Here is a 24494-nt window from a genome sequence, read left to right as displayed (position 1 = left end):
CTATGCCTTGTCCACCGTTCGCGTCCTGGCCACTTCCTCCAGTATCCATTCACGGAAAGCGACGATGCGGGGGTCGTCAACCATCGCCTGAGGATAGACCAGGAAGTAGGCGTATTCGGGCGCGACCTTGATGCTGAGCGCGAAGGGCTGCACCAGCCGGCCTTCGGAAAGGTCGTTCGCCACCATGGCGAAATCGGCGAGTGCGACGGCGTTGCCGTCGAGCGCCGCCTGGACCGCATCCGTGGAGGTGCCGAAGACAACGGTGCGGCTGTCGTCGAAATCGTCGACACCGGCCGCCGCCATCCACATGCGCCAGTTCGGCCATGTCACGCCCTGCCGCGCCCATTCGATATGGGCGAGCGTGTGGAGGAAGAGGTCGCGCGGTTCGCGCAACGGTGGCCCGGACGCCAGCAGGCCTGGGCTGCACACCGGAATGATGATGTTGTCGAACAGGCGGTGCGCGCAAAGCCCCGGATACTTGCCGGCGCCGAAGCGGATGCCGACATCGACATCATCCAGGTCGAAATCACGCAGCCCGTAGGCGATGTCGAACCTGAGCTCTATCCCCGGCCTTTGCTTGCGGAAATCCTCGACGCGCCGCATCAGCCATTTCGCCGCGAACTGGGCATCCAGCGTGACCTTCAGGAACTCCGTCCCGCGTGCCATCTTGCGCGCCCGCATGACCGCCCGACCAAGCAGGTCGAGCGTGTCGGTCGCGGCCTCGAACAGCACCGTGCCCGCCTCCGTCAGACGGATGGTGCGGCTGGTGCGCGTGAAAAGCACGATGCCGAGCTGATCCTCGATTTCCTTGATCTGGTGGCTGACCGCGGCCGGCGTCAACCCAAGCTCGTCGGCGGCGCGGGTGAAATTGAGGTGACGCGCAGCCGCCTCCAGCGTCCTCAACGCTCGCGTTCCCGGCAGCAGGGTTGCCATCAGCGCGCGACCCGGGGAAAGCGCTCCATGGCGTCTCAATCCTCAAATAAAACTTGATAATCGAGAAAAAACTACTCGTTTCCTTCCAAGATTTCAATCCGGCATGATGCGGGCACTGAAACACCATCAAACCGGATTTGAAGTCCGGAAGAACGGATCACACCATGTCTCACATCGCTCTTCACCCCGCTTATACCGCCCGGTCGGCACGGCTGTCGGCGATCCGCGACTGGCTGCGTCAGGCCAGGGTCGCGGTCAACCTTCCGCACCAGAACGTCGAGGACCTCTCCGATCGCCAGTTGCGCGACATCGGCGCCGGGCGCTCGGACATCGCCCGCGCCATGGACCGCGAGATCGGCCGGCTGGGTCTGCTCGACATCGGCTGGCAGCAGCCAAGACGGAGGTGAATGGGGGAGTAAGGCAGTACGGCAGTAGGGGGAAGCCAAGGCAGCATCGGAAGTCACACCCTACTGCCCTACTGCCCTACTGCCCTACTGCCCTACTGCCCTACTGCCCTACTGCCCTACTGCCCTTTCCTACCTCACCACCCTCACCACCGTCCGGGCCGACAGCAGCGGCAGCAGCCGCGCCATCGTGCGTGCGCTCACCGCGACGCAGCCTAGCGTCGGCGTGAAACCGGGACGCGCCAGGTGGAAGAAGATGGCGCTGCCGCGCCCCCTGCGGCGTGGCGCGATGTTCCAGTCGAGCACCAGGCAGGCGTCATAGAGATCGTCGTCGCGCCGCATGCGTTCGTGGCTGGCGCGGTAGGGGATTCTGACCGGACGGTTGTAGTTGCGGTCGTCAGGCACTTCGCACCAGCCGAGATCGGGCCCGATCGGCGTCATCGCCAGACGCGTGCGGCGGCCACCGGCAAACTGATCTCCCCGGAAATAACCCGACAGGATCCGCATCGAGCCGAGCGGCGTGGCGCCGTCGCCCTCGCGCTTGTCGGCCGAGATGCCGCCATGCCCCAGCGCACAGGCAAACACCGCATTGCCGGCCTGCAGCAGGCCCTGGCTCGGATGGCCGGGCCTTGCCCGCACGGTCAGCACGCGCAGCCGTTTTACCAAAATTGAGGCGGCTGCATTGCGATCGCGTTTTTTCTTGTATGATCGTGCCACGGAACAAATCACTGTGATCGGCTATTGTGTCGGCCAGCTTCCGCATAAATACGCAGCGGTCAACTGAATTTCATTTTCAAAACAACGGATTGATCCATGACTTCACGCACCATCCTGATCGTCGACGACGATGACGACCTGCGCGGCACGCTGGTCGAGCAACTCGCCCTCTACGAGGAATTCGACGTGCTGCAGGAAGCGACTGCGGCAAAAGGCGTCGCGGCGGCACGCGGCGGCCTCATCGACCTGCTTATCATGGATGTCGGCCTGCCCGACATGGATGGCCGCGAGGCCGTCAAGATCCTGCGCAAGGGCGGCTACAAGGCGCCCATCATCATGCTGACCGGCCACGACACCGATTCGGACACGATTCTTGGTCTCGAGGCCGGCGCCAACGACTATGTGACGAAGCCTTTCCGCTTCGCGGTGCTGCTGGCGCGCATCCGCGCCCAGTTGCGCCAGCACGAGCAGAGCGAGGACGCCACCTTCTCGGTCGGCCCCTACACCTTCAAGCCCAGCCAGAAGCTGCTCATCGACCCCCGTGGCGGCAAGGTGCGGCTGACGGAGAAGGAAGCCTCGATCATCAAATATCTCTATCGTGCCGACCAGAAGGTGGTGACGCGCGACGTGCTGCTCGAGGAGGTCTGGGGCTACAATTCCGGCGTCACCACGCACACGCTGGAAACCCATGTCTATCGTCTGCGCCAGAAGATCGAGCGCGATCCTTCCAATGCGGAAATTCTTGTGACAGAAAGCGGCGGCTACAAGCTGGTTCCTTAAACATTTCATTATCCAATGAGCAATTCCAGGAAAAGTGTGGGCGGTTTTCCGTCCGGAATTGCGAAAAACTGAAGGAATAGAGCGGTCTGGGCGGGACCGCTTTCGGGTGCGATCCTGTTGGAGGGTATTCGGGATCGGCTCGTGAAGGAGGATTGGACTGACCGTTCGGGGACGCAGCTAGAGATGGCGTTGGATGACGACATCCGCATCCTGTCCGCCGTGAGGCTCTTCGAGGGTTTCACGCAGGAACAACTGCGCCTGCTCGCCTTCGGCGCCGAGACCACCGTAGTGCGGGCCGACCACAAGCTCTACCGCGAGGATGACGAGGCCGATTCGGCCTATATCGTGGTCAGCGGGCGCATCGTGCTCTATCGCGAGCAGAATGGTCAACGCATCCCGATCGGCGAGGCCGGTCCCGGCACGATGCTCAGCGAACTGGCATTGATCGCCGACACCAACCGGCTGACCAGCGCGTCGGCCGAAATCGACTCGGAAGTGATCCGCCTCAGCCGCAAGATGTTCCGCCGCATCCTGGAGGAATATCCCGAAGTCGCGGTGAAACTGCACCAGCGCATCTCCGAGGAATTCCAGGCCATGATCCGCCGTATTGAGGAACTGGCGTCACGGTTTTCAGGGTGAGTGCCGGCAATCGTCGGTCGCAGCCAGGAACTACCCTTCGACATTGGCTGGAGCCGCCCTCCACTCTTCGTCATCCTGGGACGAAGCAGGAGCTTCGGCACACCTAGTCCAGATCGAACCGCGCAATCACGGGCACATGGTCCGAGGGGCGGTCCCAGCCGCGTGCCGCCCTCAGGATTTCGTAACCGGCGAAATCCGGCACTAGGTTGGGCGACGACCAGACATGGTCGAGCCGCCGGCCACGGTTCGACGCTTCCCAGTCCTGCGCGCGATAACTCCACCAGGTGTAGAGCTTCTGGTCCGATGGCACGTTGAGCCGCATCAGGTCGACCCAGTTGCCGGCGAGCCGCATCGCCTCGAAGTTTTCGGTTTCGACCGGCGTATGACTGACCACATTGAGCAATTGCTTGTGCGACCAGACGTCGTGCTCGAGCGGGGCGATGTTGAGGTCGCCGACCAGCACCGAAGCGGACACCTCGTTATGCTCGGCGCGGATGGCGTTCATCTCCGCGACGAAATCGAGCTTGTGCTTGAATTTCTTGTTGATTTCGGGATCCGGTTCGTCGCCGCCCGCCGGAACGTAGAAATTGTGCAGCAGGATCGTCTTGCCGCCGGCGCGCACCGTCACCGACAAATGCCGGCTGTCCTCGATCTCGCAGAAACGGCGCTTTTCGACCACCTCGATCGGGCGCCGTGCCACGGTGGCGACGCCGTGATAGCCCTTCTGGCCATGGAAGGCGATGTGCCCGTAGCCGAGCTTGCGGAATGCCTTTTCCGGGAACAGTTCGTCCGGAACCTTGGTCTCTTGCAGGCACAGCACATCGGGGGCGTACTCATCGAGCAGGCGTTCGACGATCGGCATGCGCAGGCGCACGGAGTTGATGTTCCAGGTGGCGATCGAAAAGGGCATTGGCAATCCGGGACAGCGTACTTCCAGCCAGGACCGATGAATCCTGGCGAAGAAGACGCCTTTTGAGGGAGTCAGTCCGGAAACTGCCAGCCGGGCGCCACAAAGACAAGCCGAAGCGTGTTGCGAACCTTTTGAGATCGGTCAAAGGCCGCCCCAACTTCGTCATTCCTGGGCGAAGCAGGCGCGCCGCGCCGTCGCGGAGACGCTGGGATCCATTCCGTGACGTCTGTCGAAGTGTGCAGCGGAGCGGAATTCTGCACCGTGGCGGCGCTCCAGAGTCCCGGCATGTATCCCTTGGGCTGCGGAGCAGCTCCTAGGGTCTGCGTCGCGTCACTTCGCTCCTTGCTCCGCACTAGGATGACGAAAGCAGGGGCCTGCCGAGTTGGCGATCAGCGAGTCTTGGTGTTCAGCTCGCGGTTGGCCGTATAGTCGATGGCAAAGGTGTCGGCGGCGAAGCTGACGCCTTCCTTGGTATTGAAGATCATCACCGTGGTGTCCTTGCCTTGCGCGTCGGTGATCGTCCACTGGCGCAGATCGTAGGTCTTCGGATCGAACATCATGGTGATCATCGCATTGCCGAACACCGACTTGTCGGCGAGCTTGATGGTGGTGAGGTCGTCCTCTTCCTTGACGCTCTTGACGCGATCACCGGAGAGGTCGATGCGGTCGTCGAGCAGCAGCTTCAGCGGCGTCTTGGACAGCGGATAGAGATCCGACGTGTTCAGCTTCTTGTTGAGGATGACCACGGACTTGCCGTCGGAAATCACCCGGAAATTCGACGCTCCGTCATAGTTGAAGCGGATCTTGCCCGGCCGTTCCAGGAAGAACTTGCCACCGGTCTGCTCGCCCTTGGGGCCGAACTGGACGAATTCGCCGCTCATCGATTTGACCGCGGAAAAATGGTCGGCGATTTTCTGCGCGGCCGTGGGCACGGCCGCCTGCGCCGAGGCCAGCAACTGGAACCCGGGCACCACATTGATGGCGGCGGCACCCGCGAAGGCAAGGCCGAGGCCGAGCAGCTGACGACGGGTCGGGGCAAAATCGCTGAGTGCGGAAAGATCGTTCTTCATGTCGGTCACTCGCTTGATGATTCTGTATCTGTCGCTGTCCTGAACCCCCAGTTGGGCTGAAGTTTGGCGGCGCATCCTCGCTTCAACGCGCCGCAAGGTTCAAGGTTGCGGCCGGCTTCCCGTCAGAACTTGTCCTCTTCGGTCGGCACCAGGATTTCGCGTTTTCCCGCATGGTTGGCCGGGCCGACAATGCCTTCCTTTTCCATCTTCTCGATGATCGAGGCGGCGCGGTTGTAGCCGATGCCGAGACGGCGCTGGATGTAGCTGGTCGATGCCTTGCCGTCGCGCAGCACCACGGCGACCGCCTGGTCGTAGGGGTCGTCGGAATCCTCGAAATTGCCGCCACCACCACCGCCGGAACCACCCTTGCCTGACGGCTCGTCGTCGTCCTCGTCGTCATCCTCGGTGATGGCGTCGAGATATTCGGGCACGCCCTGCAGCTTCAGGTGCCCGACGATCTTCTCTACCTCGTCGTCGGAGACGAAAGGACCGTGCACGCGCTGGATGCGGCCGCCACCGGCCATGTAGAGCATGTCGCCCATGCCGAGCAGCTGCTCGGCGCCCTGCTCGCCCAGAATGGTGCGGCTGTCGATCTTCGACGTCACCTGGAAGGAGATGCGGGTCGGGAAGTTGGCCTTGATGGTGCCGGTGATGACGTCGACGGAGGGACGTTGCGTCGCCATGATGACATGGATGCCGGCGGCACGCGCCATCTGTGCCAGGCGCTGCACGGCGCCTTCGATGTCCTTGCCGGCGACCATCATCAGGTCCGCCATTTCGTCGATTATGACGACGATGTAGGGCATCGGCTCGAGGTCGAGATTCTCGGTCTCGTAGATCGCCTCGCCGGTCTGGCGATCGAAGCCGGTCTGCACCGTGCGCGATATCTTTTCGCCTTTTTTCTCGGCCTGCTGAACGCGGGCGTTGAAACCGTCGATGTTGCGCACGCCGACCTTGGACATCTTGCGGTAGCGGTCCTCCATCTCCCGCACGGTCCATTTCAGCGCCACCACCGCCTTTTTCGGATCGGTGACGACGGGCGTCAAAAGATGCGGGATGCCGTCATAGACGGAAAGTTCGAGCATCTTCGGATCGATCATGATCAGCCGGCATTCCTGCGGCGTCAGTCGGTAGAGCAGCGACAGGATCATGGTATTGATGGCGACCGACTTGCCCGAGCCGGTGGTGCCGGCAACCAGCACGTGCGGCATCTTGGCGATGTCGACGATGACGGCCTCGCCATTGATGGTCTTGCCCAGCGCCAGCGCCAGCTTGGCCTTGGTCGTCTCGAAGTCGCGGCTGGCCATGATCTCGCGCAGGTACACCGTCTCGCGCTTGGCATTCGGCAATTCGATGCCGATGGCGTTGCGACCGGGCACCACGGCGACGCGGCAGGCGATCGCGCTCATCGAGCGGGCGATGTCGTCGGAAAGCCCGATGACGCGAGACGACTTGATGCCGGGCGCCGGTTCAAGCTCATAGAGGGTGACCACCGGACCGGGGCGTACGGCGATGATCTCGCCCTTGACGCCGAAATCCTCCAGCACGCCTTCGAGCAGGCGCGCGTTCTGCTCCAGCGCGTCCTTCGACAGGCTCGGGTCCTTCGCCACGTTCTTCGGTTCGGACAGGAAATGCAACGAGGGCATCTCGAACGTGTCCGAGCCGATCAGCGAGGTCTGTGCCTCACGCTGGACGCGCGCGCCGGGCACGGGGCGCGCCGCCGGAGCCGCGACACGGGTCGCCGCATCGGAGCGGAAGTTCTGCACCTTGGCGTTCGGCGTGGCGCGACGCTTGACCGGCTCGTCGTCGAGATCGACATCCTCGTCGCCATTGTCGAAACCGGCATCGAAGACATCGTCATCGTCCGGATCGACGGAAACGCTGCGGTCATTGACCATGGCGGCAAAGAATTCCGGCTCGACGCGGGCGCGACCATCCGGGCTCATGCGCTGCTCCGCGAATTCGGCCGATTCGACCCGTTCGGCGGCGCGGCGCCATGCGGTGGAGCGCTGCTCCATCTCCGGCTCATACTCCTCCCGCTCCTGCCTGCGGCGTACCGCGCGGCGATGCATCCAGGCGCGCAACGAAAGCCACCAATGCGTGATGGCGCCGAGCGCCAATATGCCCTCGTCGCCTTCATCCTCGTCATTGTCGAACAGAAGATCGTCCTCGCGCGGGTCCGCGGCCGGTTCTTCCATCACGGCGAAGCCGTTCTTGCGCCCGATCAGCGCCGAGCCATAGGCGAACAGCCAGAGCGCGGGCGCCGCCAGCAGAACGGCGAGCACGCTGGCGATCAGTCCGGTCGGATAGCCGCCGATGAGGACGCCGGGAATCTTGAGCACCATGTCGCCGAACACGCCGCCGAGGCCGGTGGGCAGCGGCCAGGTCTTGGGCGGAACGATGCAGCCGGCGATGGCGGCGGCGAGCAGCGCGAAGCCGAACCAGAACAAGCCGCGCTTGGGCAGCCTGTCGACACCACGCGCCGAAAACAGAAGGTACCCCCAGATCACCGCCGGGACCAGCGCGGCAACCGCGGCAAGGCCGAAGAACTGCATGGCAAGATCGGAGAACACCGCGCCGGCATAGCCCATGGCGTTGGTGACGGTGTTGTTGGTGGCGTGCGAGAAGCTTGGATCGGCAACGTTCCAGGTGGCGAGGCTGGCAATCCCGAAGGCCACCGCCAGGAACATGCCGGCACCGACCAGCCGGCCGACCTGGCGCCGCGCGAAAGCCTGGATGCCGTGCCCCGTATCGGCCAGCGCGAGCGGTGCTGAAGCCCCTGAACGCATGCTCTTCCCCGTCAGATTGCCTGGCCAGAGCGCATGACGCACTCCGGCAGATTCGGAGGTCAGACTAGCTGTGGGAAGGTTAAGGCCGCATTAACCATGGCTTTTTACCGATGCCGCCCCGCGGACAGGAATGGCGGGCCGCGAAGCCCGCCATTCTTGTCTTGAAACATCGAAGCGATCGGGGCCTTCCGGACCCGATCCCGCGCGATCATTTGTGACCGGCGTACATCATAAGGTTGGCGCAGAATTCGGCATGAGGCTTGCTCATCGCCGCGTCCTGGCACTCCTTCATCATCGTGTCCTGCTTGTCCTTGGCCGTCGAGGCCCAGGCTGCCTTGAAGTCCGCTTCCGACTTCATGGTCTTCATGCCGGAATCGGTGAAGAACGGCGCCATGTTGTCAGGCTCGTCGAGCGCGCCAGCAAGTGCAACACCGCTGAGCATCGACAGAGCCAGCGCTCCCAGGAAGATGTTCTTAATGTTCATCAGTTGGTTCCTTCCCTGTTGGTAGCGAGCGTCGGAACGGCGCTCGCTAACCCCAGTACGGAGCTGGGAAGCCCTATGTTTCTTCCCTTTGGCCGATCACGTGAACGTGATCATTCCGAAAAACGATTCCTCCTTCATCTTTTCGAAGCGTACGATTTTCCAAAAAAAGAGGCCCGAATTGCTTCGGGCCTCAATGCGTGAGCCTCTTTCGAGAACGTCACGACGGGATCTCTGGAGCAACTCCGATGAAAACCGAACCGTGGTCTTCAGGTGGAAGTTGCGTGAAATATGGGGCCGGCGGGAGGAGGATCCGCCGGCCCCTTGGCGAGGCTGGCCTTACGGCACCACTTCGCCATGCTGGGAGATGTCGAGGCCTTCGACCTCTTCCTGGGTCGTCGGACGCAGGCCGACCAGCGCCTTGACGATGTAGAGGATCACGAAGGTGGCGATTGCCGTCCACAGGATGGTGAAGACGATGCCGTAGAGCTGCTTGCCGACGGACGCACCCGACGACAGGCTGTTGATCGCCGGATCGGCGAGCAGGCCGGTCAGCAACGCACCAACCACACCGCCGACGCCATGGACGCCGAAGGCATCGAGCGAGTCGTCATAGCCGAACATGTGCTTCACCTTGACCGCCGAGATGTAGCAGACCACGCCGGCAACGATGCCGACGATGAAGGCGCCGGTCGGGTTGACGAAGCCGGAAGCAGGCGTCACCGCGACCAGGCCGGCGACGGCACCCGAGATGATGCCGAGCACCGAAGGCTTCTTGGCGACTATCCATTCGGCAAACATCCAGGCAAGGGCCGCCGCGGCGGTGGCGACCTGGGTGTTGAGCATGGCGGCACCGGCAAGACCGTCGGCCGCCAGTTCCGAACCGGCGTTGAAGCCGAACCAGCCGACCCACAGCAGCGAAGCGCCGATCACCGAATAGACCAGGTTATGCGGCGCCATGTTGGTGGTGCCATAGCCTTCGCGCTTGCCCAGAACCAGGGCGCAGACGAGACCGGCGACACCGGCATTGATGTGGACGACCGTGCCGCCGGCGAAGTCGAGCACGCCGGCCGCGCCGAGGAAGCCGCCGCCCCAGACCCAATGCGCGATCGGCGCATAGACGACCAGCAGCCACAGCGCCATGAAGATCAGCAGCGCCGAGAACTTCATGCGCTCGGCGAAGGCGCCGGCGATGAGGGCGGGTGTGATGATGGCGAAGGTCATCTGGAACATCGAGAAGACGAATTCAGGAATGTTCGCGACTCCCGGCGCCCACAGCGTCGAGGTGGTGATGCCGTGATGGAAGAATTTCGAGAAGCCGCCGAGATAGGCATTCATGCCGCCGCCGTCGGAGAAGGCCAGCGAATAGCCGAACATGAACCACAGAATCGTCACCAGACAGGTGATGGCAAAGCTCTGCATGATGGTGGCGAGCACGTTCTTCTTGCGCACCATGCCGCCGTAGAACAGCGCCAGGCCCGGGATGGTCATCATCAGCACCAGCGCCGTCGAGGTCAGCATCCAGGCGGTATTGCCGGTATCGAGCACCGGTGTGGGGGCGGCGGCCGGTGCGGCGGCGGCAGCGGCCGGAGCGGCTTCCTGCGCGAAGGCGGCGACGCTGCCCAATGCTGCGAGAGCAAGCGAGCCCAGAAGGGCCGCCCGTCCCGTCGTCTTCAAGGTGGAAGAAATATTCATTGAACTCTCCATTGGAATACGTGTTCGCCGCTTAGAGCGCGTCGGTGTCTGTTTCGCCGGTGCGGATACGCACCGCCTGGTCGATGCCGAAAACGAAGATCTTGCCGTCGCCGATCTGGCCGGTCTTGGCCGCGGCGGTGATGGCTTCGACGGCCTTGTCGACCGTGTCGGCACTGACCGCGACCTCGATCTTGATCTTCGGCAGGAAACTGACCGCGTATTCCGCTCCGCGATAGATTTCCGTATGCCCCTTCTGACGCCCGTAGCCTTTGACTTCGGTGACGGTCAGGCCCTGGATGCCGACGGCGGTAAGCGCTTCGCGTACCTCGTCCAGCTTGAACGGCTTGATGATTGCCATCACGATTTTCATAAGGTTTCACCCTTTGCTGTTGCGGTCCCCCGCGTTTGCACGACTTCACCGATCCCAAGGAGCCGGAGAGTGCCCCCAAGGATTCAAGCTCCGTGCCAAGTGCCGAAGCAGCGTGTTAACCTATTGTAAACAAAGGGAATGGAGTGACCGAGGTCAGCGGGCGCCGGTCCCTGCGGCGCGCCACATGCTCAAAATTTGTGCATTTTTTCTGTTTTGCCTATTTTGCCGGCTTTGAGCATGGCGCTAAAGGGAGGAGCCCGGTTTTCTCGGACAAACGGTTTTCGTTTGTTCAGTCATCCTGCTCAAACAAGACTCGCAGTGCTCAACGCTTGAGCCGGATCAGGCCTTCCTGGGCCATCGAGGCGATCAGCGTGCCGTCGCGGGCATAGAGCGTGCCACGGCTGAAGCCGCGCGATCCCGAACTCGAAGGGCTGTCCTGCGCATAGAGCAGCCAGCCGTCGAGCGAATGCGGCCGGTGGAACCACATGGTATGGTCGAGGCTCGCCGCCTGGATATCGGGATCGAACAGGCCGCGCCCATGCGCGAAGGTCGAGGTGTCGAGCAGCGTCATGTCGGAGAGATAGGCGAGCAGCACCGATTGCAGCGCGCGGTCGTCGGGAACCGGCCCGGCAAGACGGATCCAGACATTCTGCCGGGGCGGCAGCTTGTCGCGACTCTCATAGTGCTGGAGATTGACCGGCCTGAGCTCCAGCGGCCGCTCACGCGCCCAGAAACGGCGCACCGCCTCCGGCACACGTTCAGCCTTTTCGAGCAGCTGCCGCTGGGTCTGCAGGCCCTCCGGAGGCGGCACGTCATCGGGCAGCGCGAATTGATGCTCGAGCCCCTTTTCATCGACCTGGAACGAGGCTTCCAGCGAAAAGATCGCCTGTCCGTGCTGGATCGCCAGCACGCGTCGCGTGGTGAAGGAGCCGCCGTCGCGGATGCGGTCGACCTCGTAGACGATCGGCACCTTGATATCGCCCGGCCGCATGAAATAGCCGTGCAGCGAATGCACGAAACGGTCCGGCTCGACCGTGCGCTGCGCCGCCACCAGCGCCTGGGCGATGGTCTGGCCGCCGAACACGCGCTGCCACTCCACCTGGGGGCTGCGACCACGATACAGATTGTGTTCCAGCCTCTCGAGGTCGAGAATGCGCAGAAGCTCGTCCATGGCCGCCGTCATTTTTGTGACCTCGCCGCAAAATTGCTATGGCGGTTTCCGACAGGAAGGACGAGCCGTCAAGGGCGCAAGCCCGGTCGGTGCGCAAGGAGCCAGGACAATGGAACGCAAGGCGGACGCCAAGATCAGATCCGGGCTCGATGTTCTCGTTGCCGGCGCCGGCTATGTCGGACTGGCCGCAGCCGTCTCGCTGAAGCAGGCGCGGCCGGGTCTTGCCGTGGCGTTGGTCGATGCCGCGCCGGCCGGCGTCTGGCAACGCGATGGCCGCGCATCGGCCATCGCCGCCGCAGCCTGCCGCATGCTCGACCAGCTCGGCGTCTGGGCCGAGATCGCCCCGCAGGCGCAGGCCATCACCGAAATGATCATCACCGATTCGCGCAGTTCCGATCCGGTGCGCCCCGTCTTCCTGACCTTCGGCGGCGAAGTGGCGCCGGGCGAGCCCTTCGCGCACATGGTCGCCAACAAGGCGATGAACGGGGCCTTGCGCGCCAGGGCAGAGACGCTCGGCATCGACATTATCGAAGGCGTCGCGGTGCAGGGTTTTGAGACCAGCGGTGCCGGCATCACGGTCCATCTGGCCGACGGTGCGACGCTGACGGCGCGGCTGCTTGTCGCCGCCGACGGCGTCAATTCGAAGCTGCGTGACATGGCCGGCATCAAGACTGTGAAATGGGAATACGGCCAGTCCGGCATCGTCTGCACGGTGGCGCATGAGCGGCCTCACAATGGCCGCGCCGAAGAACATTTCCTGCCCGCCGGACCCTTTGCCACGCTGCCGCTGAAACCCGACGAGGACGGCACCAACCGTTCGTCGATCGTCTGGGTCGAACGCACGGAAGATGCCAAGGCGCTCGTAGAAGGCGACGATCTCGTCTTCGAGCATGAGCTCGAACAGCGCTTTGGCCTGAAGCTCGGCGAGATCCGTGTCGCCGACAAGCCGCGCGCCTGGCCGCTCGGCCTCAGCATTGCGCGCGCCTTCGTCGCGCCGCGCGTAGCCCTTGCCGGCGACGCCGCCCACGGCATCCACCCGATCGCCGGACAGGGCCTCAATCTCGGCTTCAAGGATGTGGCGGCACTAGCCGAGGTGATCGTCGAGGCCGACCGGCTCGGACAGGACATCGGCGCGCTCGACGTGCTGGAGCGCTACCAGCAGTGGCGCCGTTTCGACACGGTGCAGATGGGCGTCACCACGGATGTGCTGAACCGGCTGTTTTCCAACGACATCACCCCACTGCGCACCGTCCGCGACATCGGCCTCGGCCTCGTCGAGCGCATGCCGCGCCTGAAGGAGTTTTTCATCCGGCAGGCCTCGGGACTGTCGGCCGGCACGCCGAGGCTGCTGAAGGGCGAGGCGATCTGAGTCTCTCGCCAGCACCCGACTTCGTCATCCACGGGCGAAGCAGGAGCGAAGCTCCGTCGCGAAGACCCGAGGATCCATGCCGCGACCTTGGTCGTAGGGTGCGGCGGAGCAGAATTCTGCACCGTGGCGGCGCTTCCGAGTCCCGGCATGGATCCTATGGTCTGCGCCGCGTCGCTTCGCTCCTTGCTCCGCCATAGGATGACGACGCAGCGGATGTTTGGCGCCAATCGTCGGGCCGGCGATCTCAATTCACTTCAAAACCCAGCTTCTGCCGCAGCCTCAGCATGCGCTGGTCGGCGATCTCAAGGCGCTTCTCGCCGCCTTGGGCCGCACGGTTCACCATCTGCAGCAGGTCGTTTCGTTCAGATACGTCGAGGCGCTCGCGCAGGAACGGCGCCAGCTTGTCGATGACGACAGTGGTGTCGTCGATCTGTGAGGCCGCCCACTTGGCGTAGACCACCGCCTCGTCGGTCTTCTTCTTGTCGGCGATCTCGGAAATGACAGCGCGGATGACGGCCTCGCGCTGCGGCAGGACAGGCCCACTCTCGGAGACGATCGATGTGATCAGCGTCGCGGCGGCCACCACCGGATCGTCGATCGCCGTCAGCGGCGACAGGGCCGCCTGGTTGCGCAGCTTCTTGCGCCTGATGTTGCCTTGCACGCGCCCGACGACATCGGCGACCTCGCGCGCGGCGTCGTTCATGGCCTTCATCCGGTACCACCAGAACGCCGCCGCCCCGAGCACACCAAGGACAACAATCAGGAACGGCATGTCGAAATCCCCCAGGAATCCGACGGACGATAAGAGAACCGCCGTGCTGCTTCAACACGCAAGAGTTGCCGCTGGCGAAGAAAAACAATTTGCGGCTGGCGTAGCCTGGGCGACCGGACAAGCCGATTTGCAGGCCCGACCGCCAAGGCCAAGCGCCGCCTATGACCCGGGTATGTCATAGATCGCCCTGACCTCGATCGTGCCGAGTTCGGCCAGCGGAATATCGGCGGCGATGTCCAGCGCTTCCTCGAGAGTGTCCGCCTCGATCATGACGAAGCCAAGCAACTGCTCCTTGGTTTCGGCGAAAGGGCCGTCGGTGACAAGGCGCTTGCCCTTGCGCCGTCGCACCGACTTCGAGGTCTTCACCGACTGCAGCGCCTGCGCGATGATCAGCTTGCCCTGTTGATCCAAGGACCTGTCATAGGCCAGCGAATCGGCGTCGAGCTTGGCTCCGCGCTCCACGGTCAACGCATGGAGGTCTTTTTCCTCACCATAGACCAGACAGACATATTTCATTGCGCGCTCCCGTGCCGCGAGGAACCATAGGATGCGGCGGCGTGCGTGTCAGCCGTGCCGTTGACCGCGGCGATGTGGTCGAGAAGGCATGCCGCGACGCCGATGACGGCAACAGCCGCCAGCAGCCTGTCGAAGCCAGCCGCCGGCGGATCGAGCCATAAGTCTTCCTGTCGCCCAGCCTTATGGCCTGGCCCCTTCCACAATGCGAAAAACAGATTGTCCATGTGAACCTCCATCCGGCCACAAATCCCATGGCCGCCCCCAGGACGGCCGGGCCGGATGGAAGTCGACATTTTCGCAGGCGCTTTTTTTCAGGAAAAATCTCGGCGCGACACCAATGTCGCGGTTTCCGTTGCGATCGCGCGGTGGCCTTCCCCCGCGCCCGCGCTATAGTTGGCAGGAACGTCGGCGCCGGGCCGGCGCAATCGAGGCCAAGGAGGACTTCATGGACCGCACCGCAACCGCCGTCTGGAAAGGCAATCTGAAAGAAGGCAAGGGCACGCTCGACAGCCAGAGCGGAACCTTGAAAGGAACGCCCTATTCGTTCAAGGCGCGCTTCGAGGATGAAAGCGGCAAATCCGGCACCAATCCCGAAGAGCTGATCGCGGCTGCCCATGCCGGCTGCTACGCCATGCAGCTTTCGCATTTCCTGGCCGAGAACGGCACGCCCGCCGCCGAACTCGACGCCAAGGCCGTGGTGACCCTGGTCCCCGGCACCGGCATCACCGGCAGCGCGATCACGCTCGTCGGCAAGGTGCCCGGCATCGATGCGGCGAAATTCAAGGAATTGGCCGAGAAGGCCAAGGCCGAATGCCCTGTCTCCAAGGCTCTCGGCGCCATAAAAGTGTCGCTCGACGCCAGGCTTGGCTAGGGCAATTCCTGGAAAAGCGTGAAACGGTTTTCCCCGGGAAGGCGCGTGACGCTTTCCCTTGGAATTGCGTCAAGACAAGAGTTCGAGCAAGACGACCTTGATTGCAGGCGCCAGCCTCCGGGCTGGCGTTTCGCGTTTGAGGATCAACCCTTCAGCGCCGCCGCCCGCACATCGGACGGCGTTGCATCGTAGCGGCGCCGGAACGCCCGGTTGAAATAGGACAGGTCGTTGAAGCCGGCCTCGAAGGCGATCTCGGTGATGCTGCGGCCTGAGTGGCGCGGATCTGACAGCATGCGATGCGCGCGCAGCAGGCGCTGGCCGAGCATGAAGTCCGATAACGACGTCCCCTCAGCCTCGAACAGCTTCCGGATATAACGGGCTGAAAGGCGGTGACGGCGGGCGATGTCTTCGGCCGACAGGGCGCCATGCCCGCCATGGGCCGCAATATCGGCCTTGATGGCGCGCAGCCGCGCCACGCGCACGCCGCGCCCGCGCGCGATTTCGGCCGCCTCCCGGGTCGCCCCCATGGCCAGCGCCACGAGATCGAACATATGCGCGGTCGCCAGATGCCAGGTCTCCGGCGTCAGCGCGTCGCCGGCATCCTGGAGCGACTGCACATAGTCGAGCAGCAACCGCATCGCCCCGCCGCCGGTCGCCAGGGGCTGCATCAGGGCCCGCGCCGGATCGCCGATCAGCGGTGAAAGCTCTCTCAGCGAAAAGCTCATATTGACGAAGCGAAAGCCGCCGGGCTGGATGACGTTGAGGCCGACCTCTTCACCGCTCATCATCAGCGCCTGGCCGTTGCCGACCGCCTCCTCGCGGCCGCGATGCTTCATGACGCTCGCGCCATCGAGAGCCGCCAGCAGGATGAGATCGTCGCTTTCGATCAGCGATGTCGAGTGATGGACGCGGAATTCCGAGGAGGTGCCGGTGGCGATGCCGAGACCCGGCAGGGCGCGCACCTTCATGTCGACCTGGGTGGGACCGAGCGGATCGAGGTCGACCTTGAGCACCGTGCGGCCATAGACCTCGCGCATGACCTCGATACGGTCCCGCTCGGGAACCATGTCGGTAATCAGTCGAAACGAGGCGGTTGACCCCATCATCGCCGTCATCGGCCCCCCATGCCAGAGCGCGCATATGCGCCGTGACCCCGAAAACGTCAATACAGGGCCGTCTGGGCCGTTTTTAGGGCCGCTGCGTCCAAGCTGGCCTCATTCCCCGGACCTAGTTTGCGGCGCGCTTCCGACCCGGAGGGCGCAAACCGAAACAACCACAAGGGGGTTCGATGTATCATTTGCAGCTGTTCAAGACCCTGTCGGGTCTCGCTTCGGCGGGCTTCAATCCACGCGTCTATCTGCTGTCCATCGCTCTCGGCGGAACCGTTGCCGACCACCGCGACCTGAAGCGGCCGCCGCGCACCGGGGAGCGTCGGCCATGAGGCCGGCAACGAGCGCGCGCAATACGCTTCTCCGCCGGCCAGCGGCTCGACGCGGGCACGCAGCCTCGCGGCTTCAACCGCCCAGCGCGTCAAGCCTGGCGCGAAGTGCGGCGACTTCCTGCTCCAGAGCCTCCAGCCTCGCTTCCAGGTCGGAGTGAGGCAGGGCCGGCGCGCTGCGCTGCGCCGATAGCAACGCGACGTCCACCGGACCGGCGAGAAGATGCACATAACGGTCCTCGCGCTGGCCCGGCCCGCGCGGTATTTCCTGGATCAGCGGCGGCCGGCGGCCGATCAGCATGTCGAGTTCACCGCGCAGGTCTTCGATCGACGAAAACCGCGCCATGCGCTCGGCTCGGGCCAGAAGCTCGTGCGCCGTCTGCGGTCCGCGCAGCAAGAGCAGGCCGAGCAACGCGCTCTGCGGCGTGGTCAGCGAGAAGCGCTGCGCCATCTGATGTTCATAGCGCTCGACGCGCGAGCCGAACATCTGCCGCACAAGCCCCTTCTGCTCGAGCAGCTTCAATGCCCGGTGCACCTCTGTCTGCTCCAGCGCCATCACCGGCTCGCGCGCCGTCTTCTGGTTGGCGGCGGCAAGCGCACTGTTGAGCGTCAGCGGGTAGACATCAGGCGTCAGCTCCTTCTTCTCGATCAGGCAACCGAGCACGCGCGCTTCGACGGGATTGAGGATAGGAAGGTCTTCGCTCATGAAAGTTGTTCAGCCTCCCGGCGGTAGAGATCGGTTGCAGGCGTTCGTTTGCGGGCTTGACGGGCATTATCCCTGACCATGCTGGCCAGGTTGATTTCCTCAAGCACTCCATCCAATGCCTATAGCCGCCACCGGATGCGCCGTTCAACCGTCATTTTCGCGGTCGCTGTCGTCACCGCCTGTCGTCGCCAGGCAAGGTCGCGGTCGAACCGGCCCCCACGGCGGATGCCGGCGGGATCAGCGGCGTTACCATCCGGCCCTCCTCCGCCTTGTAGAAATACTGGCTGGCCACCAGCCATCCCTTCAGCGGCCGCAGCGGCGGGATGCAGGTCAGGAGCATGAACGGCAAGGTGGTGAACAGATGCACCCAGTAGGGCGCTTCGAAGCGCACCTCGATCCAGAGCGCCAGCACCACGCTCGGCACGCATGCGAAGCAGATCACGAAGAACGCCGGGCCATCGGCGGGGTCGGCGAACGAATAGTCGAGCCCGCAGACCTCGCAGCCCTTGCGCAGCTTCAGGAAGCCCTCGAACAGATGTCCCTCGCCACAGCGCGGACACCGTCCCCTTATGCCCGTCTCAATCGGTGAGAGGGGAGGCCATTCGCGATCCTGAACCATTTTGTTTTGCCCTTGTCTGCGGCGCGTGCATGGAGACCCCTGCCCCTTCGCGGTCACTCGCCCGCGTGTGACGGCATGAACTTGCTGGTCTCCACAGCGTCATTGATTGCACAATGTATGTGGTATGTATGCATACATTGTCAAGAGCAATCCCTACAAGATCAAACCACCATCGACGATATGGCCGGTGACTGCGACAGAAGGTCCGCAACGATCCGCAGGCTGTCACGCAGATCGTCTTCGTTCGCGGCCGCGCCAAGTCCCAGGCGGACAGCCTCGGGCGGCGACGCGATGGCGAAGGCATCGCTCGCCACCACGCCGATACCGGCCGAGCGCAGCCGCGCGGTGAATTCGCCCCGCGTCCAGGGACCGGTCAGCCGCAGCCATGCGTGGAAACCCCGCGGGTCGGCCTGTCCGAAGCCGGGCGGCAAGATGGCGGCAGCGATCGCCTGCCGGCGACGCGACTCCTCGCGGATCGCGGCAAGCACCGCGTCCGCGGTTCCCTCCTCGATCCAGCGCGTCGCGATCGCGGCCGTCAGGGGGGAGGCCATGGAGGCGGTCGCCCTTATGGCGCCCGCCACTCTGGCGGCGGAGCGGCCGTCCGGCAGCACGAGATAGGCAATCCGCAAGGCTGGGGACAGGCATTTCGCCAGGCCCGCGACATGATAGACGAGATCCGGCGCAAGCGCTGCCAGCGGCGGCATGGGGTCGGCCGGCAAGGCGCCATAGGCATCGTCCTCGATAATGGGCACCTGATGGCGGCGGGCAATCTCTATCAGGGCCTCGCGACGGCCAAGAGGTAGGGTCGCGGTCGTCGGATTGTGCAGGGTCGGCGTGCAATAGAGGGCTTTTGGCCGATGTTCCGCGCACACCGCCTCGAGTGCTTCGGGAATGAGCCCATGCTCGTCGATCGGCACGCCGACGAGATTGATCCTGAGATGCGCGGCCAGCGACCGGAAGCCGGGATAGGTCAGGGCCTCGACGCAGATCGTCTCGCCGGGTCCGGCGAGCACGCCGGCCAGCGCCAGCAGCGCGCCCTGTGCTCCCGGGCAGACCAGAAGCCGCTCCGCCGGAATGGCGCCGAGCCTCGGTGAAAGCCAGCGCGCGCCAGCGGCGCGGTCACGCGCGGTTCCCCCGGCCTCCTGGTAGCGCAGAAGCAGGCCCAGCCCGTCATCCGCCCGCAGATCGGCAATTCCATCCCACATCCGCGCGACCAGCCCGGCATCCTCGAACCGGGGTGGCAGGTTCATGCTCATGTCGACAAGGCCGGTCGAGGCACCTCGCCTCTCGGCCGGTCGCCGAGCCCGGACATAGGTGCCCTGCCCGACCCGCCCGTCGATCAGACCCCGCTTGCGCGCCTCGGCATAGGCGCGGCTGACCGTGGTGAAATCGATGCCCAGCGCATCCGCCAGCGCGCGCTGCGGCGGCAGTCTGAAACCGCCGGCCAGCCGGCCCGAGGCGATATCGGCCGACAGGGCATCGGCAATGGCGAGATAGACCGGCCCGTCGCCCTTGCGGATGGCCGGCGTCCATGAAGCCTGATTGTCGTCCATTGTCTTCGCCTCGTGATCCAGATGTATGGATATTGTATGTCACGATGGACGAATGCAAGGCCCCGACAACTGGCTGGCAATGGGAACACTGCCGGCGACCGGACGATCCGACCTTGCCGCCGCGACAGCCCGCCCCAAGGGCGGCAAGATAGTCGGCGTCAGACGCGCCGTTCGACCATCATCTTCTTGATCTCGGCGATCGCCTTGGCCGGGTTGAGGCCCTTGGGGCAGGTCTGCGCGCAGTTCATGATGGTGTGGCAGCGATAGAGCCGGAACGGGTCCTCGAGATTGTCAAGCCGCTCGCCCTTGGCCTCGTCGCGGCTGTCGATCAGCCAGCGATAGGCCTGCAGCAGCGTCGCCGGGCCGAGATAGCGGTCGCCGTTCCACCAGTAGCTCGGGCACGAGGTCGAGCAGCAGGCGCACAGGATGCATTCGTAGAGCCCGTCGAGCTTCTCGCGGTCCTCGTGGCTCTGCAGCCACTCCTTGGCCGGCTGCGGCGACACCGTCTTCAGCCACGGCTCGATCGAGGCGTGCTGGGCGTAGAAATTGGTAAGGTCGGGCACCAGGTCCTTGACCACCTGCATATGCGGCAGCGGGTAGACTTTTACGGCACCGGAAATGTCGTCGCAGCCCTTGGTGCAGGCGAGCGTGTTGGAGCCGTCGATGTTCATGGCGCAGGAGCCGCAAATGCCTTCGCGGCAGGAGCGGCGCAAGGTCAGCGTCGGATCGATCTTGTTCTTGATCCAGAGCAGCGCGTCGAGCACCATCGGCCCGCAATCGTCCATGTCGACGAAATAGGTGTCGATGCGCGGGTTCTCGTCATCGTCCGGCGACCAGCGGTAGATGCGGTATTCCCGCAGGTTGGTAGCGCCCTCCGGCTTCGGCCAGGTCTTGCCCTGCTGGATCTTCGAGTTCTTGGGAAGCGTGAGTTCGACCATTACCTCAGGTCCTTTCGGATGACGAGCTTCAGCCCGGACCAGATTTCATTCACTGCGGCGACCTTGACGTCGACAAGGTCGCGCTTCAGCGCTTCAGTGCGCACGACACCTTCGGTGACATCGGTCGGCACTTTCGATGCCTTTTTCGGCCAGGACACCCAGACCATGCCGTCGCGCTTGATCGCCGCCTCGAGATCGCCCAAGCGATTCTCGATCTCGGCGCGCTGCCGGGTGAAGGCATGGACGGCATCGTATTTGAGAGCGGCCCCTGCAATCTGCGACCAATCGGCCAGCCGATCCACTTCGGCAAAAGCCACTGCATCGGTCAGGTCGTCGAGTTCCGGCGGCAGCGCGATAAAGGCAGCGGTCATGCCGTCCTTCAGGCCGAGCTTGGCCGGAAGAGGCGTGCCGGAATATCCCGTCGCCGCCAGCGCCATCGTCAGTACACCCTGGCCTTGGGCGCGATCTTGGCGAGGTTGATGCCGCCGTCCTTTTCGGCCAGCAGCGGCTCGGTGTGCACCGGCCGGTAGCTGAGCGTCACCTTGCCGTCCTCACCCACCCTCGCCAGCGTGTGCTTGCGCCAGGTGGCATCGTCGCGCGCGGAAAAGTCTTCCCGCGCATGCGCGCCACGGCTCTCCTTGCGCGCCTCGGCGCTGTAGACCGTGGTGATGGCATTGGCCATCAGGTTCTCCAGTTCCAGTGTCTCGACCAGATCGGAATTCCAGATCATCGAGCGGTCGAAGACCTTGATGTCCTTGAGTTCGCCCCAGATTTCCGAAATGCGCTTGCAGCCGTTCTCCAGCGATTCCTGCGTGCGGAACACGGCAGCGTCTTCCTGCATCGCCTTCTGCATCTTCTCGCGCAGCACCGCCGTCGGCGTCGAGCCATTGGCATGGCGCAGCCCGTCGAAGCGATCCATGATCTTCTCGACCGAGGCTGCGTTGGGCGAAGGGATCGCCGCCTTGCGGTCGATGACCTGGCCGGCGCGGATCGCCGCGGCGCGGCCGAACACCACCAGGTCGATCAGCGAGTTCGAGCCAAGCCGGTTGGCGCCGTGCACCGAGGCGCAGCCCGCTTCGCCGACCGCCATCAGCCCGGGCGACACCTTGTCGGGGCTGCGCGTTGTCGGGTTCAGCACCTCGCCCCAGTAATTGGTCGGCACGCCGCCCATATTGTAGTGCACCGTCGGCAGCACCGGGATCGGCTCCTTGGTCAGGTCGACGCCGGCGAAGATCTTGGCCGATTCCGAGATGCCGGGCAGCCGCTCATGCAGCACGGCCGGATCGAGATGGTCGAGATGCAGGAAGATGTGATCCTTCTTCTTGCCGACGCCACGGCCCTCGCGGATCTCCAGCGTCATGCAGCGCGAGACTACGTCGCGCGAGGCAAGGTCCTTGGCCGAGGGCGCGTAGCGCTCCATGAAGCGCTCGCCTTCGGAATTGACGAGGTAGCCGCCCTCGCCGCGCGCGCCTTCGGTGATCAGGCAGCCGGCGCCATAGATGCCGGTCGGGTGGAACTGCACGAATTCCATGTCCTGCAGCGGGAAGCCGGCCCGCGATGCCATGCCGCCGCCGTCGCCGGTGCAGGTGTGGGCCGATGTGGCCGAGAAATAGGCGCGGCCGTAGCCGCCGGTCGCCAGCACCACCATCTTGGCCGAGAAGCGGTGGATGGTGCCGTCATCGAGATTCCAGGCGACGACGCCGGTGCAGGTGCCGTCCGGCTCCATGATCAGGTCGAGCGCGAAATACTCGATGAAGAACTGGGCGTTGTTCTTCAGCGACTGGCCGTAAAGCGTGTGCAGGATGGCGTGGCCGGTGCGGTCGGCGGCGGCGCAGGTGCGCTGCACCGGCGGGCCTTCGCCGTAGTTCATCATGTGGCCGCCGAACGGCCGCTGGTAGATCTTGCCCTCTTCGGTGCGCGAGAACGGCACGCCATAGTGCTCGAGTTCGTAGACCGCCGCCGGTGCCTCGCGCACCAGATATTCCATGGCGTCGACATCGCCGAGCCAGTCCGACCCCTTGACGGTGTCGTACATGTGCCATTGCCAGGAATCAGGCCCCATATTGGACAGCGAGGCGGCAATGCCGCCTTGCGCCGCCACCGTGTGCGAGCGGGTTGGGAACACCTTGGTGATGCAAGCGGTGCGCAGGCCCTGCTCGGCCATGCCGAGCGTGGCGCGCAGGCCGGCACCGCCGGCCCCGACCACCACCACGTCGAACTTGTGGTCGACAAAGGTATAGCCTGCCGTGTTGGCTGATTTCGCGTCCTTGGCCAACTCAGCCTCCGAATGCCAGCTTGAGCAGGGCGAAGATCGAGGCGACGCCAACCGCTACAGTGAAAAATGTATTGAGCGCGATGAGCGCCAGCTTCATGCCTTCGCCATGCACGTAGTCCTCGATGATCACCTGCATGCCGAGCCGCATATGGATAAGGCCGGAGACCAGCACCAGGGCCAGCACCAGTGCGACGAACGGATTGGCAAGCGCCGCGCGCACCTCCGCATAGCCGGCGCCGTTGAGCGCGATGAGGAACCCGACGAAGAACAGTGTCAGCGGAATGTTGGCGATGGCCGTGAGGCGCTGCCGCCAGAAATGGCCGGTGCCCTCACGGGCGGAGCCGAGGCCGCGGACTTTCGCCAGCGGCGTGCGCATGTCGGTCTTGCCAGTACTCATGGTCAGGCTCCTCGCGCCATATAGCCGGCGACCCAGATCAGCAATGTGAGCAGGATCGAACCCGCAAGCGTTGCCCAGGCGATCCTGGAGGCCGTGTGCTTTTCGAGGCCGGCGCCGGTATCCCAGACCAGGTGGCGCACGCCGCCCAGCATGTGATGCATCAGCGCCCAGGTGTAGCCGAACAGGATGAGCCGGCCGAGCCAGGTGCCGAAAGCCCAGTTGACCCAGTCGAAAACCGGTTGCGAGCTTGCCGCCGCCATCAGCCAGGCCGCGACCAGCAGCGTGCCGAAATAAAGCGCGCCGCCGGTGATGCGATGGATGATCGACATCGTCATGGTGATCGGCGGCCGGTACACGCTCAGGTGCGGCGAAAGTGGCCGTTCACGCCGGGCGAATTCGCGGGTGGCTGGTGATTTGCTCATGGCTCCCCCAGTTCGGCGTCTCTGGAGCCCCAGGTGGAAATGCGGCATTACCGCTTTCGGTTGCGACTTCGGACAGCCGGTTTCTAATGCTCTTTTTGCACCGCGTCAAAGCCAGAAAATCGTTTTGAAAACGTCATTTAGTCTGACAAACCGGCGGCCTTTCGCCTCAATCGATTAGAAGCCGGCACAGCGTTCGCTGCAGTGCGATAGGCCGCCGCGGTTTACGCGGGCCTCATCGCTTGCAGGTCTGTGGCGTGGAGCCCCTCTTCATCACCAGCGCCTCGCGCCCGTCGATCACGATTGCGTCATGCGTCGCGGCCTCCTGGTAGCGGCTGGACTGGTTGGCGGGCGACGCCGCAAACTCCTCGGTCGCACCGTCGGGCCCGACCACATGCAACGACGAGCCGAGATTCTGGATGGTGATCATGCCGTTGTTGCCGCATCTGTAGGTGGCGGTGCCGATGCCGGATCGCGGCGCGGTCAGGTCGGTGGTGATCTTGGTCGCGGGTGCCGGCGGCGGCGCGGCTGCGACGGACTGCTGAGCCGGCGGGGGCGGGACGGTGTTGGCCGCCTTCGGCGCGCCATCCTGCGGCACGCAGGCAGCAACGATACCGAGCAACGGGAAAACGGACACCCAAACCGTTCGGCGTAACGCCATA

The 24494-nt window shown here is 64.1% G+C and carries 28 protein-coding genes; 6 read left to right on the top strand and 22 right to left on the bottom strand.

What is annotated here, in order from left to right; genetic code table 11:
* Nucleotides 1–933: a transcriptional regulator GcvA gene (gene gcvA, locus AC07UC_RS06120; RefSeq protein ID WP_494904641.1), complete on the bottom strand. Its 933-nt coding sequence runs from the start codon at nt 931–933 to the stop codon at nt 1–3.
* 164 nt (nt 934–1097) lie between these two features.
* Between gcvA and AC07UC_RS06115 the strand changes: the two genes are divergently transcribed.
* Nucleotides 1098–1340: a hypothetical protein gene (locus AC07UC_RS06115; protein ID WP_494904639.1), complete on the top strand. Its 243-nt coding sequence runs from the start codon at nt 1098–1100 to the stop codon at nt 1338–1340.
* A gap of 129 nt (nt 1341–1469) precedes the next feature.
* On the opposite strand, the gene AC07UC_RS06110 is transcribed toward AC07UC_RS06115, so the two are convergent.
* Complete coding sequence (locus AC07UC_RS06110; RefSeq protein WP_181180136.1) at nt 1470–2006, bottom strand: L,D-transpeptidase family protein; 537 nt, start codon at nt 2004–2006, stop codon at nt 1470–1472.
* A gap of 144 nt (nt 2007–2150) precedes the next feature.
* Here AC07UC_RS06110 and AC07UC_RS06105 point away from each other — a divergent pair, with 144 nt between their 5' ends.
* Both AC07UC_RS06105 and AC07UC_RS06100 read left to right on the top strand, forming a co-directional pair.
* Complete coding sequence (locus AC07UC_RS06105) at nt 2151–2834, top strand: response regulator transcription factor (protein ID WP_023737980.1); 684 nt, start codon at nt 2151–2153, stop codon at nt 2832–2834.
* A 183-nt stretch (nt 2835–3017) separates the two neighbouring features.
* The gene (locus tag AC07UC_RS06100) at nt 3018–3473 is read left to right on the top strand and encodes a Crp/Fnr family transcriptional regulator (protein WP_140776046.1); all 456 of its coding nucleotides are present in this window, start codon (nt 3018–3020) and stop codon (nt 3471–3473) included.
* Between the two features lie 103 nt (nt 3474–3576).
* Here the strand turns inward: AC07UC_RS06100 and AC07UC_RS06095 are convergent, their stop codons facing one another.
* The 7 genes from AC07UC_RS06095 to tesB form a co-directional block, all read right to left on the bottom strand.
* Nucleotides 3577–4383 (bottom strand): exodeoxyribonuclease III, encoded by an 807-nt coding sequence (locus AC07UC_RS06095; protein WP_056574724.1) that lies wholly within the window; start codon nt 4381–4383, stop codon nt 3577–3579.
* 389 nt (nt 4384–4772) lie between these two features.
* Nucleotides 4773–5453 carry an outer-membrane lipoprotein carrier protein LolA gene (locus tag AC07UC_RS06090; protein WP_172347927.1) on the bottom strand — a complete coding sequence of 227 codons (681 nt, stop codon included), beginning with the start codon at nt 5451–5453 and terminating at the stop codon, nt 4773–4775.
* Nucleotides 5454–5575: 122 nt separating this feature from the next.
* Complete coding sequence (locus AC07UC_RS06085) at nt 5576–8242, bottom strand: DNA translocase FtsK (protein WP_494904636.1); 2667 nt, start codon at nt 8240–8242, stop codon at nt 5576–5578.
* Between the two features lie 208 nt (nt 8243–8450).
* Nucleotides 8451–8726 carry a hypothetical protein gene (locus AC07UC_RS06080; protein ID WP_140776050.1) on the bottom strand — a complete coding sequence of 92 codons (276 nt, stop codon included), beginning with the start codon at nt 8724–8726 and terminating at the stop codon, nt 8451–8453.
* Nucleotides 8727–9062: 336 nt separating this feature from the next.
* Nucleotides 9063–10418, bottom strand: a complete 1356-nt coding sequence (locus AC07UC_RS06075; RefSeq protein ID WP_056574714.1) for an ammonium transporter — start codon at nt 10416–10418, stop codon at nt 9063–9065.
* A 31-nt stretch (nt 10419–10449) separates the two neighbouring features.
* Nucleotides 10450–10788 (bottom strand): P-II family nitrogen regulator, encoded by a 339-nt coding sequence (locus AC07UC_RS06070; protein ID WP_010912291.1) that lies wholly within the window; start codon nt 10786–10788, stop codon nt 10450–10452.
* Nucleotides 10789–11110: 322 nt separating this feature from the next.
* On the bottom strand, nt 11111–11971 hold the full coding sequence (tesB, locus tag AC07UC_RS06065; protein ID WP_140776051.1) for an acyl-CoA thioesterase II: 861 nt from the start codon (nt 11969–11971) through the stop codon (nt 11111–11113).
* Nucleotides 11972–12068: 97 nt separating this feature from the next.
* Here tesB and AC07UC_RS06060 point away from each other — a divergent pair, with 97 nt between their 5' ends.
* Nucleotides 12069–13328: a ubiquinone biosynthesis hydroxylase gene (locus AC07UC_RS06060; RefSeq protein WP_494904633.1), complete on the top strand. Its 1260-nt coding sequence runs from the start codon at nt 12069–12071 to the stop codon at nt 13326–13328.
* Nucleotides 13329–13572: 244 nt separating this feature from the next.
* On the opposite strand, the gene AC07UC_RS06055 is transcribed toward AC07UC_RS06060, so the two are convergent.
* From AC07UC_RS06055 to AC07UC_RS06045, 3 genes are all read right to left on the bottom strand, one after another.
* Nucleotides 13573–14100 (bottom strand): hypothetical protein, encoded by a 528-nt coding sequence (locus AC07UC_RS06055; RefSeq protein ID WP_494904631.1) that lies wholly within the window; start codon nt 14098–14100, stop codon nt 13573–13575.
* Between the two features lie 159 nt (nt 14101–14259).
* Complete coding sequence (locus AC07UC_RS06050; RefSeq protein WP_140776054.1) at nt 14260–14616, bottom strand: YciI family protein; 357 nt, start codon at nt 14614–14616, stop codon at nt 14260–14262.
* A complete protein-coding gene (locus tag AC07UC_RS06045; protein WP_494904629.1) occupies nt 14613–14840 on the bottom strand; it encodes a hypothetical protein in 228 nt (75 codons plus the stop codon). The genes AC07UC_RS06050 and AC07UC_RS06045 overlap by 4 nt, the downstream gene beginning before the upstream one ends.
* A 221-nt stretch (nt 14841–15061) precedes the next feature.
* On the opposite strand from AC07UC_RS06045, the gene AC07UC_RS06040 reads away from it, so the two are divergent.
* Complete coding sequence (locus AC07UC_RS06040; RefSeq protein WP_010912297.1) at nt 15062–15487, top strand: OsmC family protein; 426 nt, start codon at nt 15062–15064, stop codon at nt 15485–15487.
* A 143-nt stretch (nt 15488–15630) separates the two neighbouring features.
* On the opposite strand, the gene AC07UC_RS06035 is transcribed toward AC07UC_RS06040, so the two are convergent.
* Nucleotides 15631–16602, bottom strand: a complete 972-nt coding sequence (locus tag AC07UC_RS06035) for a helix-turn-helix transcriptional regulator (protein WP_494904628.1) — start codon at nt 16600–16602, stop codon at nt 15631–15633.
* A 173-nt stretch (nt 16603–16775) separates the two neighbouring features.
* On the opposite strand from AC07UC_RS06035, the gene AC07UC_RS06030 reads away from it, so the two are divergent.
* Nucleotides 16776–16928, top strand: coding sequence for a hypothetical protein (locus AC07UC_RS06030; protein WP_202325378.1), 153 nt, complete (start codon nt 16776–16778; stop codon nt 16926–16928).
* A gap of 73 nt (nt 16929–17001) precedes the next feature.
* On the opposite strand, the gene AC07UC_RS06025 is transcribed toward AC07UC_RS06030, so the two are convergent.
* The 9 genes from AC07UC_RS06025 to AC07UC_RS05985 form a co-directional block, all read right to left on the bottom strand.
* A complete protein-coding gene (locus tag AC07UC_RS06025; RefSeq protein WP_494904627.1) occupies nt 17002–17631 on the bottom strand; it encodes a YceH family protein in 630 nt (209 codons plus the stop codon).
* A gap of 172 nt (nt 17632–17803) precedes the next feature.
* Nucleotides 17804–18250, bottom strand: coding sequence for a DUF983 domain-containing protein (locus AC07UC_RS06020; protein ID WP_140776060.1), 447 nt, complete (start codon nt 18248–18250; stop codon nt 17804–17806).
* 161 nt (nt 18251–18411) lie between these two features.
* Nucleotides 18412–19803: an aminotransferase-like domain-containing protein gene (locus tag AC07UC_RS06015; RefSeq protein WP_494904625.1), complete on the bottom strand. Its 1392-nt coding sequence runs from the start codon at nt 19801–19803 to the stop codon at nt 18412–18414.
* Between the two features lie 158 nt (nt 19804–19961).
* On the bottom strand, nt 19962–20741 hold the full coding sequence (locus AC07UC_RS06010) for a succinate dehydrogenase iron-sulfur subunit (RefSeq protein ID WP_010912301.1): 780 nt from the start codon (nt 20739–20741) through the stop codon (nt 19962–19964).
* The gene (locus AC07UC_RS06005) at nt 20741–21178 is read right to left on the bottom strand and encodes a DUF3052 domain-containing protein (protein WP_494904624.1); all 438 of its coding nucleotides are present in this window, start codon (nt 21176–21178) and stop codon (nt 20741–20743) included. Before AC07UC_RS06005 ends, AC07UC_RS06010 begins: the two co-directional genes overlap by 1 nt.
* Nucleotides 21179–21180: 2 nt before the next feature.
* Nucleotides 21181–23016 (bottom strand): succinate dehydrogenase flavoprotein subunit, encoded by a 1836-nt coding sequence (sdhA, locus tag AC07UC_RS06000; protein ID WP_140776063.1) that lies wholly within the window; start codon nt 23014–23016, stop codon nt 21181–21183.
* A gap of 1 nt (nt 23017) precedes the next feature.
* Nucleotides 23018–23413: a succinate dehydrogenase, hydrophobic membrane anchor protein gene (gene sdhD, locus AC07UC_RS05995; RefSeq protein ID WP_056574669.1), complete on the bottom strand. Its 396-nt coding sequence runs from the start codon at nt 23411–23413 to the stop codon at nt 23018–23020.
* A 2-nt stretch (nt 23414–23415) separates the two neighbouring features.
* The gene (sdhC, locus tag AC07UC_RS05990; protein WP_202325372.1) at nt 23416–23835 is read right to left on the bottom strand and encodes a succinate dehydrogenase, cytochrome b556 subunit; all 420 of its coding nucleotides are present in this window, start codon (nt 23833–23835) and stop codon (nt 23416–23418) included.
* A gap of 232 nt (nt 23836–24067) precedes the next feature.
* Nucleotides 24068–24493 carry a hypothetical protein gene (locus tag AC07UC_RS05985; RefSeq protein WP_494904622.1) on the bottom strand — a complete coding sequence of 142 codons (426 nt, stop codon included), beginning with the start codon at nt 24491–24493 and terminating at the stop codon, nt 24068–24070.
* Between the last annotated feature and the right edge of the window lies 1 nt (nt 24494).

The organism is Mesorhizobium sp. GW821-FHT04C10 (assembly GCF_059420305.1).
This window is presented reverse-complemented; position numbering and strand designations above follow the sequence as displayed.

Excerpts from the sequence above, each read along its gene's own strand:
- AC07UC_RS06090 (WP_172347927.1), bottom strand. The coding sequence starts at position 5,453 with ATGAAGAACGATCTTTCCGCACTCAGCGATTTTGCCCCGACCCGTCGT.
- AC07UC_RS06080 (WP_140776050.1), bottom strand. The coding sequence starts at position 8,726 with ATGAACATTAAGAACATCTTCCTGGGAGCGCTGGCTCTGTCGATGCTC.
- gcvA (WP_494904641.1), bottom strand. The coding sequence starts at position 933 with ATGGCAACCCTGCTGCCGGGAACGCGAGCGTTGAGGACGCTGGAGGCG.
- AC07UC_RS06105 (WP_023737980.1), top strand. The coding sequence starts at position 2,151 with ATGACTTCACGCACCATCCTGATCGTCGACGACGATGACGACCTGCGC.
- AC07UC_RS06045 (WP_494904629.1), bottom strand. The coding sequence starts at position 14,840 with ATGGACAATCTGTTTTTCGCATTGTGGAAGGGGCCAGGCCATAAGGCT.
- AC07UC_RS06095 (WP_056574724.1), bottom strand. The coding sequence starts at position 4,383 with ATGCCCTTTTCGATCGCCACCTGGAACATCAACTCCGTGCGCCTGCGC.
- AC07UC_RS06035 (WP_494904628.1), bottom strand. The coding sequence starts at position 16,602 with ATGACGGCGATGATGGGGTCAACCGCCTCGTTTCGACTGATTACCGAC.
- AC07UC_RS06085 (WP_494904636.1), bottom strand. The coding sequence starts at position 8,242 with ATGCGTTCAGGGGCTTCAGCACCGCTCGCGCTGGCCGATACGGGGCAC.
- AC07UC_RS06070 (WP_010912291.1), bottom strand. The coding sequence starts at position 10,788 with ATGAAAATCGTGATGGCAATCATCAAGCCGTTCAAGCTGGACGAGGTA.
- AC07UC_RS06005 (WP_494904624.1), bottom strand. The coding sequence starts at position 21,178 with ATGGCGCTGGCGGCGACGGGATATTCCGGCACGCCTCTTCCGGCCAAG.
- AC07UC_RS06020 (WP_140776060.1), bottom strand. The coding sequence starts at position 18,250 with ATGGTTCAGGATCGCGAATGGCCTCCCCTCTCACCGATTGAGACGGGC.
- AC07UC_RS06060 (WP_494904633.1), top strand. The coding sequence starts at position 12,069 with ATGGAACGCAAGGCGGACGCCAAGATCAGATCCGGGCTCGATGTTCTC.
- sdhC (WP_202325372.1), bottom strand. The coding sequence starts at position 23,835 with ATGAGCAAATCACCAGCCACCCGCGAATTCGCCCGGCGTGAACGGCCA.
- AC07UC_RS06050 (WP_140776054.1), bottom strand. The coding sequence starts at position 14,616 with ATGAAATATGTCTGTCTGGTCTATGGTGAGGAAAAAGACCTCCATGCG.
- AC07UC_RS06100 (WP_140776046.1), top strand. The coding sequence starts at position 3,018 with ATGGCGTTGGATGACGACATCCGCATCCTGTCCGCCGTGAGGCTCTTC.
- AC07UC_RS06010 (WP_010912301.1), bottom strand. The coding sequence starts at position 20,741 with ATGGTCGAACTCACGCTTCCCAAGAACTCGAAGATCCAGCAGGGCAAG.
- tesB (WP_140776051.1), bottom strand. The coding sequence starts at position 11,971 with ATGACGGCGGCCATGGACGAGCTTCTGCGCATTCTCGACCTCGAGAGG.
- AC07UC_RS06030 (WP_202325378.1), top strand. The coding sequence starts at position 16,776 with ATGTATCATTTGCAGCTGTTCAAGACCCTGTCGGGTCTCGCTTCGGCG.
- AC07UC_RS06040 (WP_010912297.1), top strand. The coding sequence starts at position 15,062 with ATGGACCGCACCGCAACCGCCGTCTGGAAAGGCAATCTGAAAGAAGGC.
- AC07UC_RS06025 (WP_494904627.1), bottom strand. The coding sequence starts at position 17,631 with ATGAGCGAAGACCTTCCTATCCTCAATCCCGTCGAAGCGCGCGTGCTC.
- AC07UC_RS06015 (WP_494904625.1), bottom strand. The coding sequence starts at position 19,803 with ATGGACGACAATCAGGCTTCATGGACGCCGGCCATCCGCAAGGGCGAC.
- sdhD (WP_056574669.1), bottom strand. The coding sequence starts at position 23,413 with ATGAGTACTGGCAAGACCGACATGCGCACGCCGCTGGCGAAAGTCCGC.
- AC07UC_RS06075 (WP_056574714.1), bottom strand. The coding sequence starts at position 10,418 with ATGAATATTTCTTCCACCTTGAAGACGACGGGACGGGCGGCCCTTCTG.
- AC07UC_RS06055 (WP_494904631.1), bottom strand. The coding sequence starts at position 14,100 with ATGCCGTTCCTGATTGTTGTCCTTGGTGTGCTCGGGGCGGCGGCGTTC.
- AC07UC_RS06115 (WP_494904639.1), top strand. The coding sequence starts at position 1,098 with ATGTCTCACATCGCTCTTCACCCCGCTTATACCGCCCGGTCGGCACGG.
- AC07UC_RS05985 (WP_494904622.1), bottom strand. The coding sequence starts at position 24,493 with ATGGCGTTACGCCGAACGGTTTGGGTGTCCGTTTTCCCGTTGCTCGGT.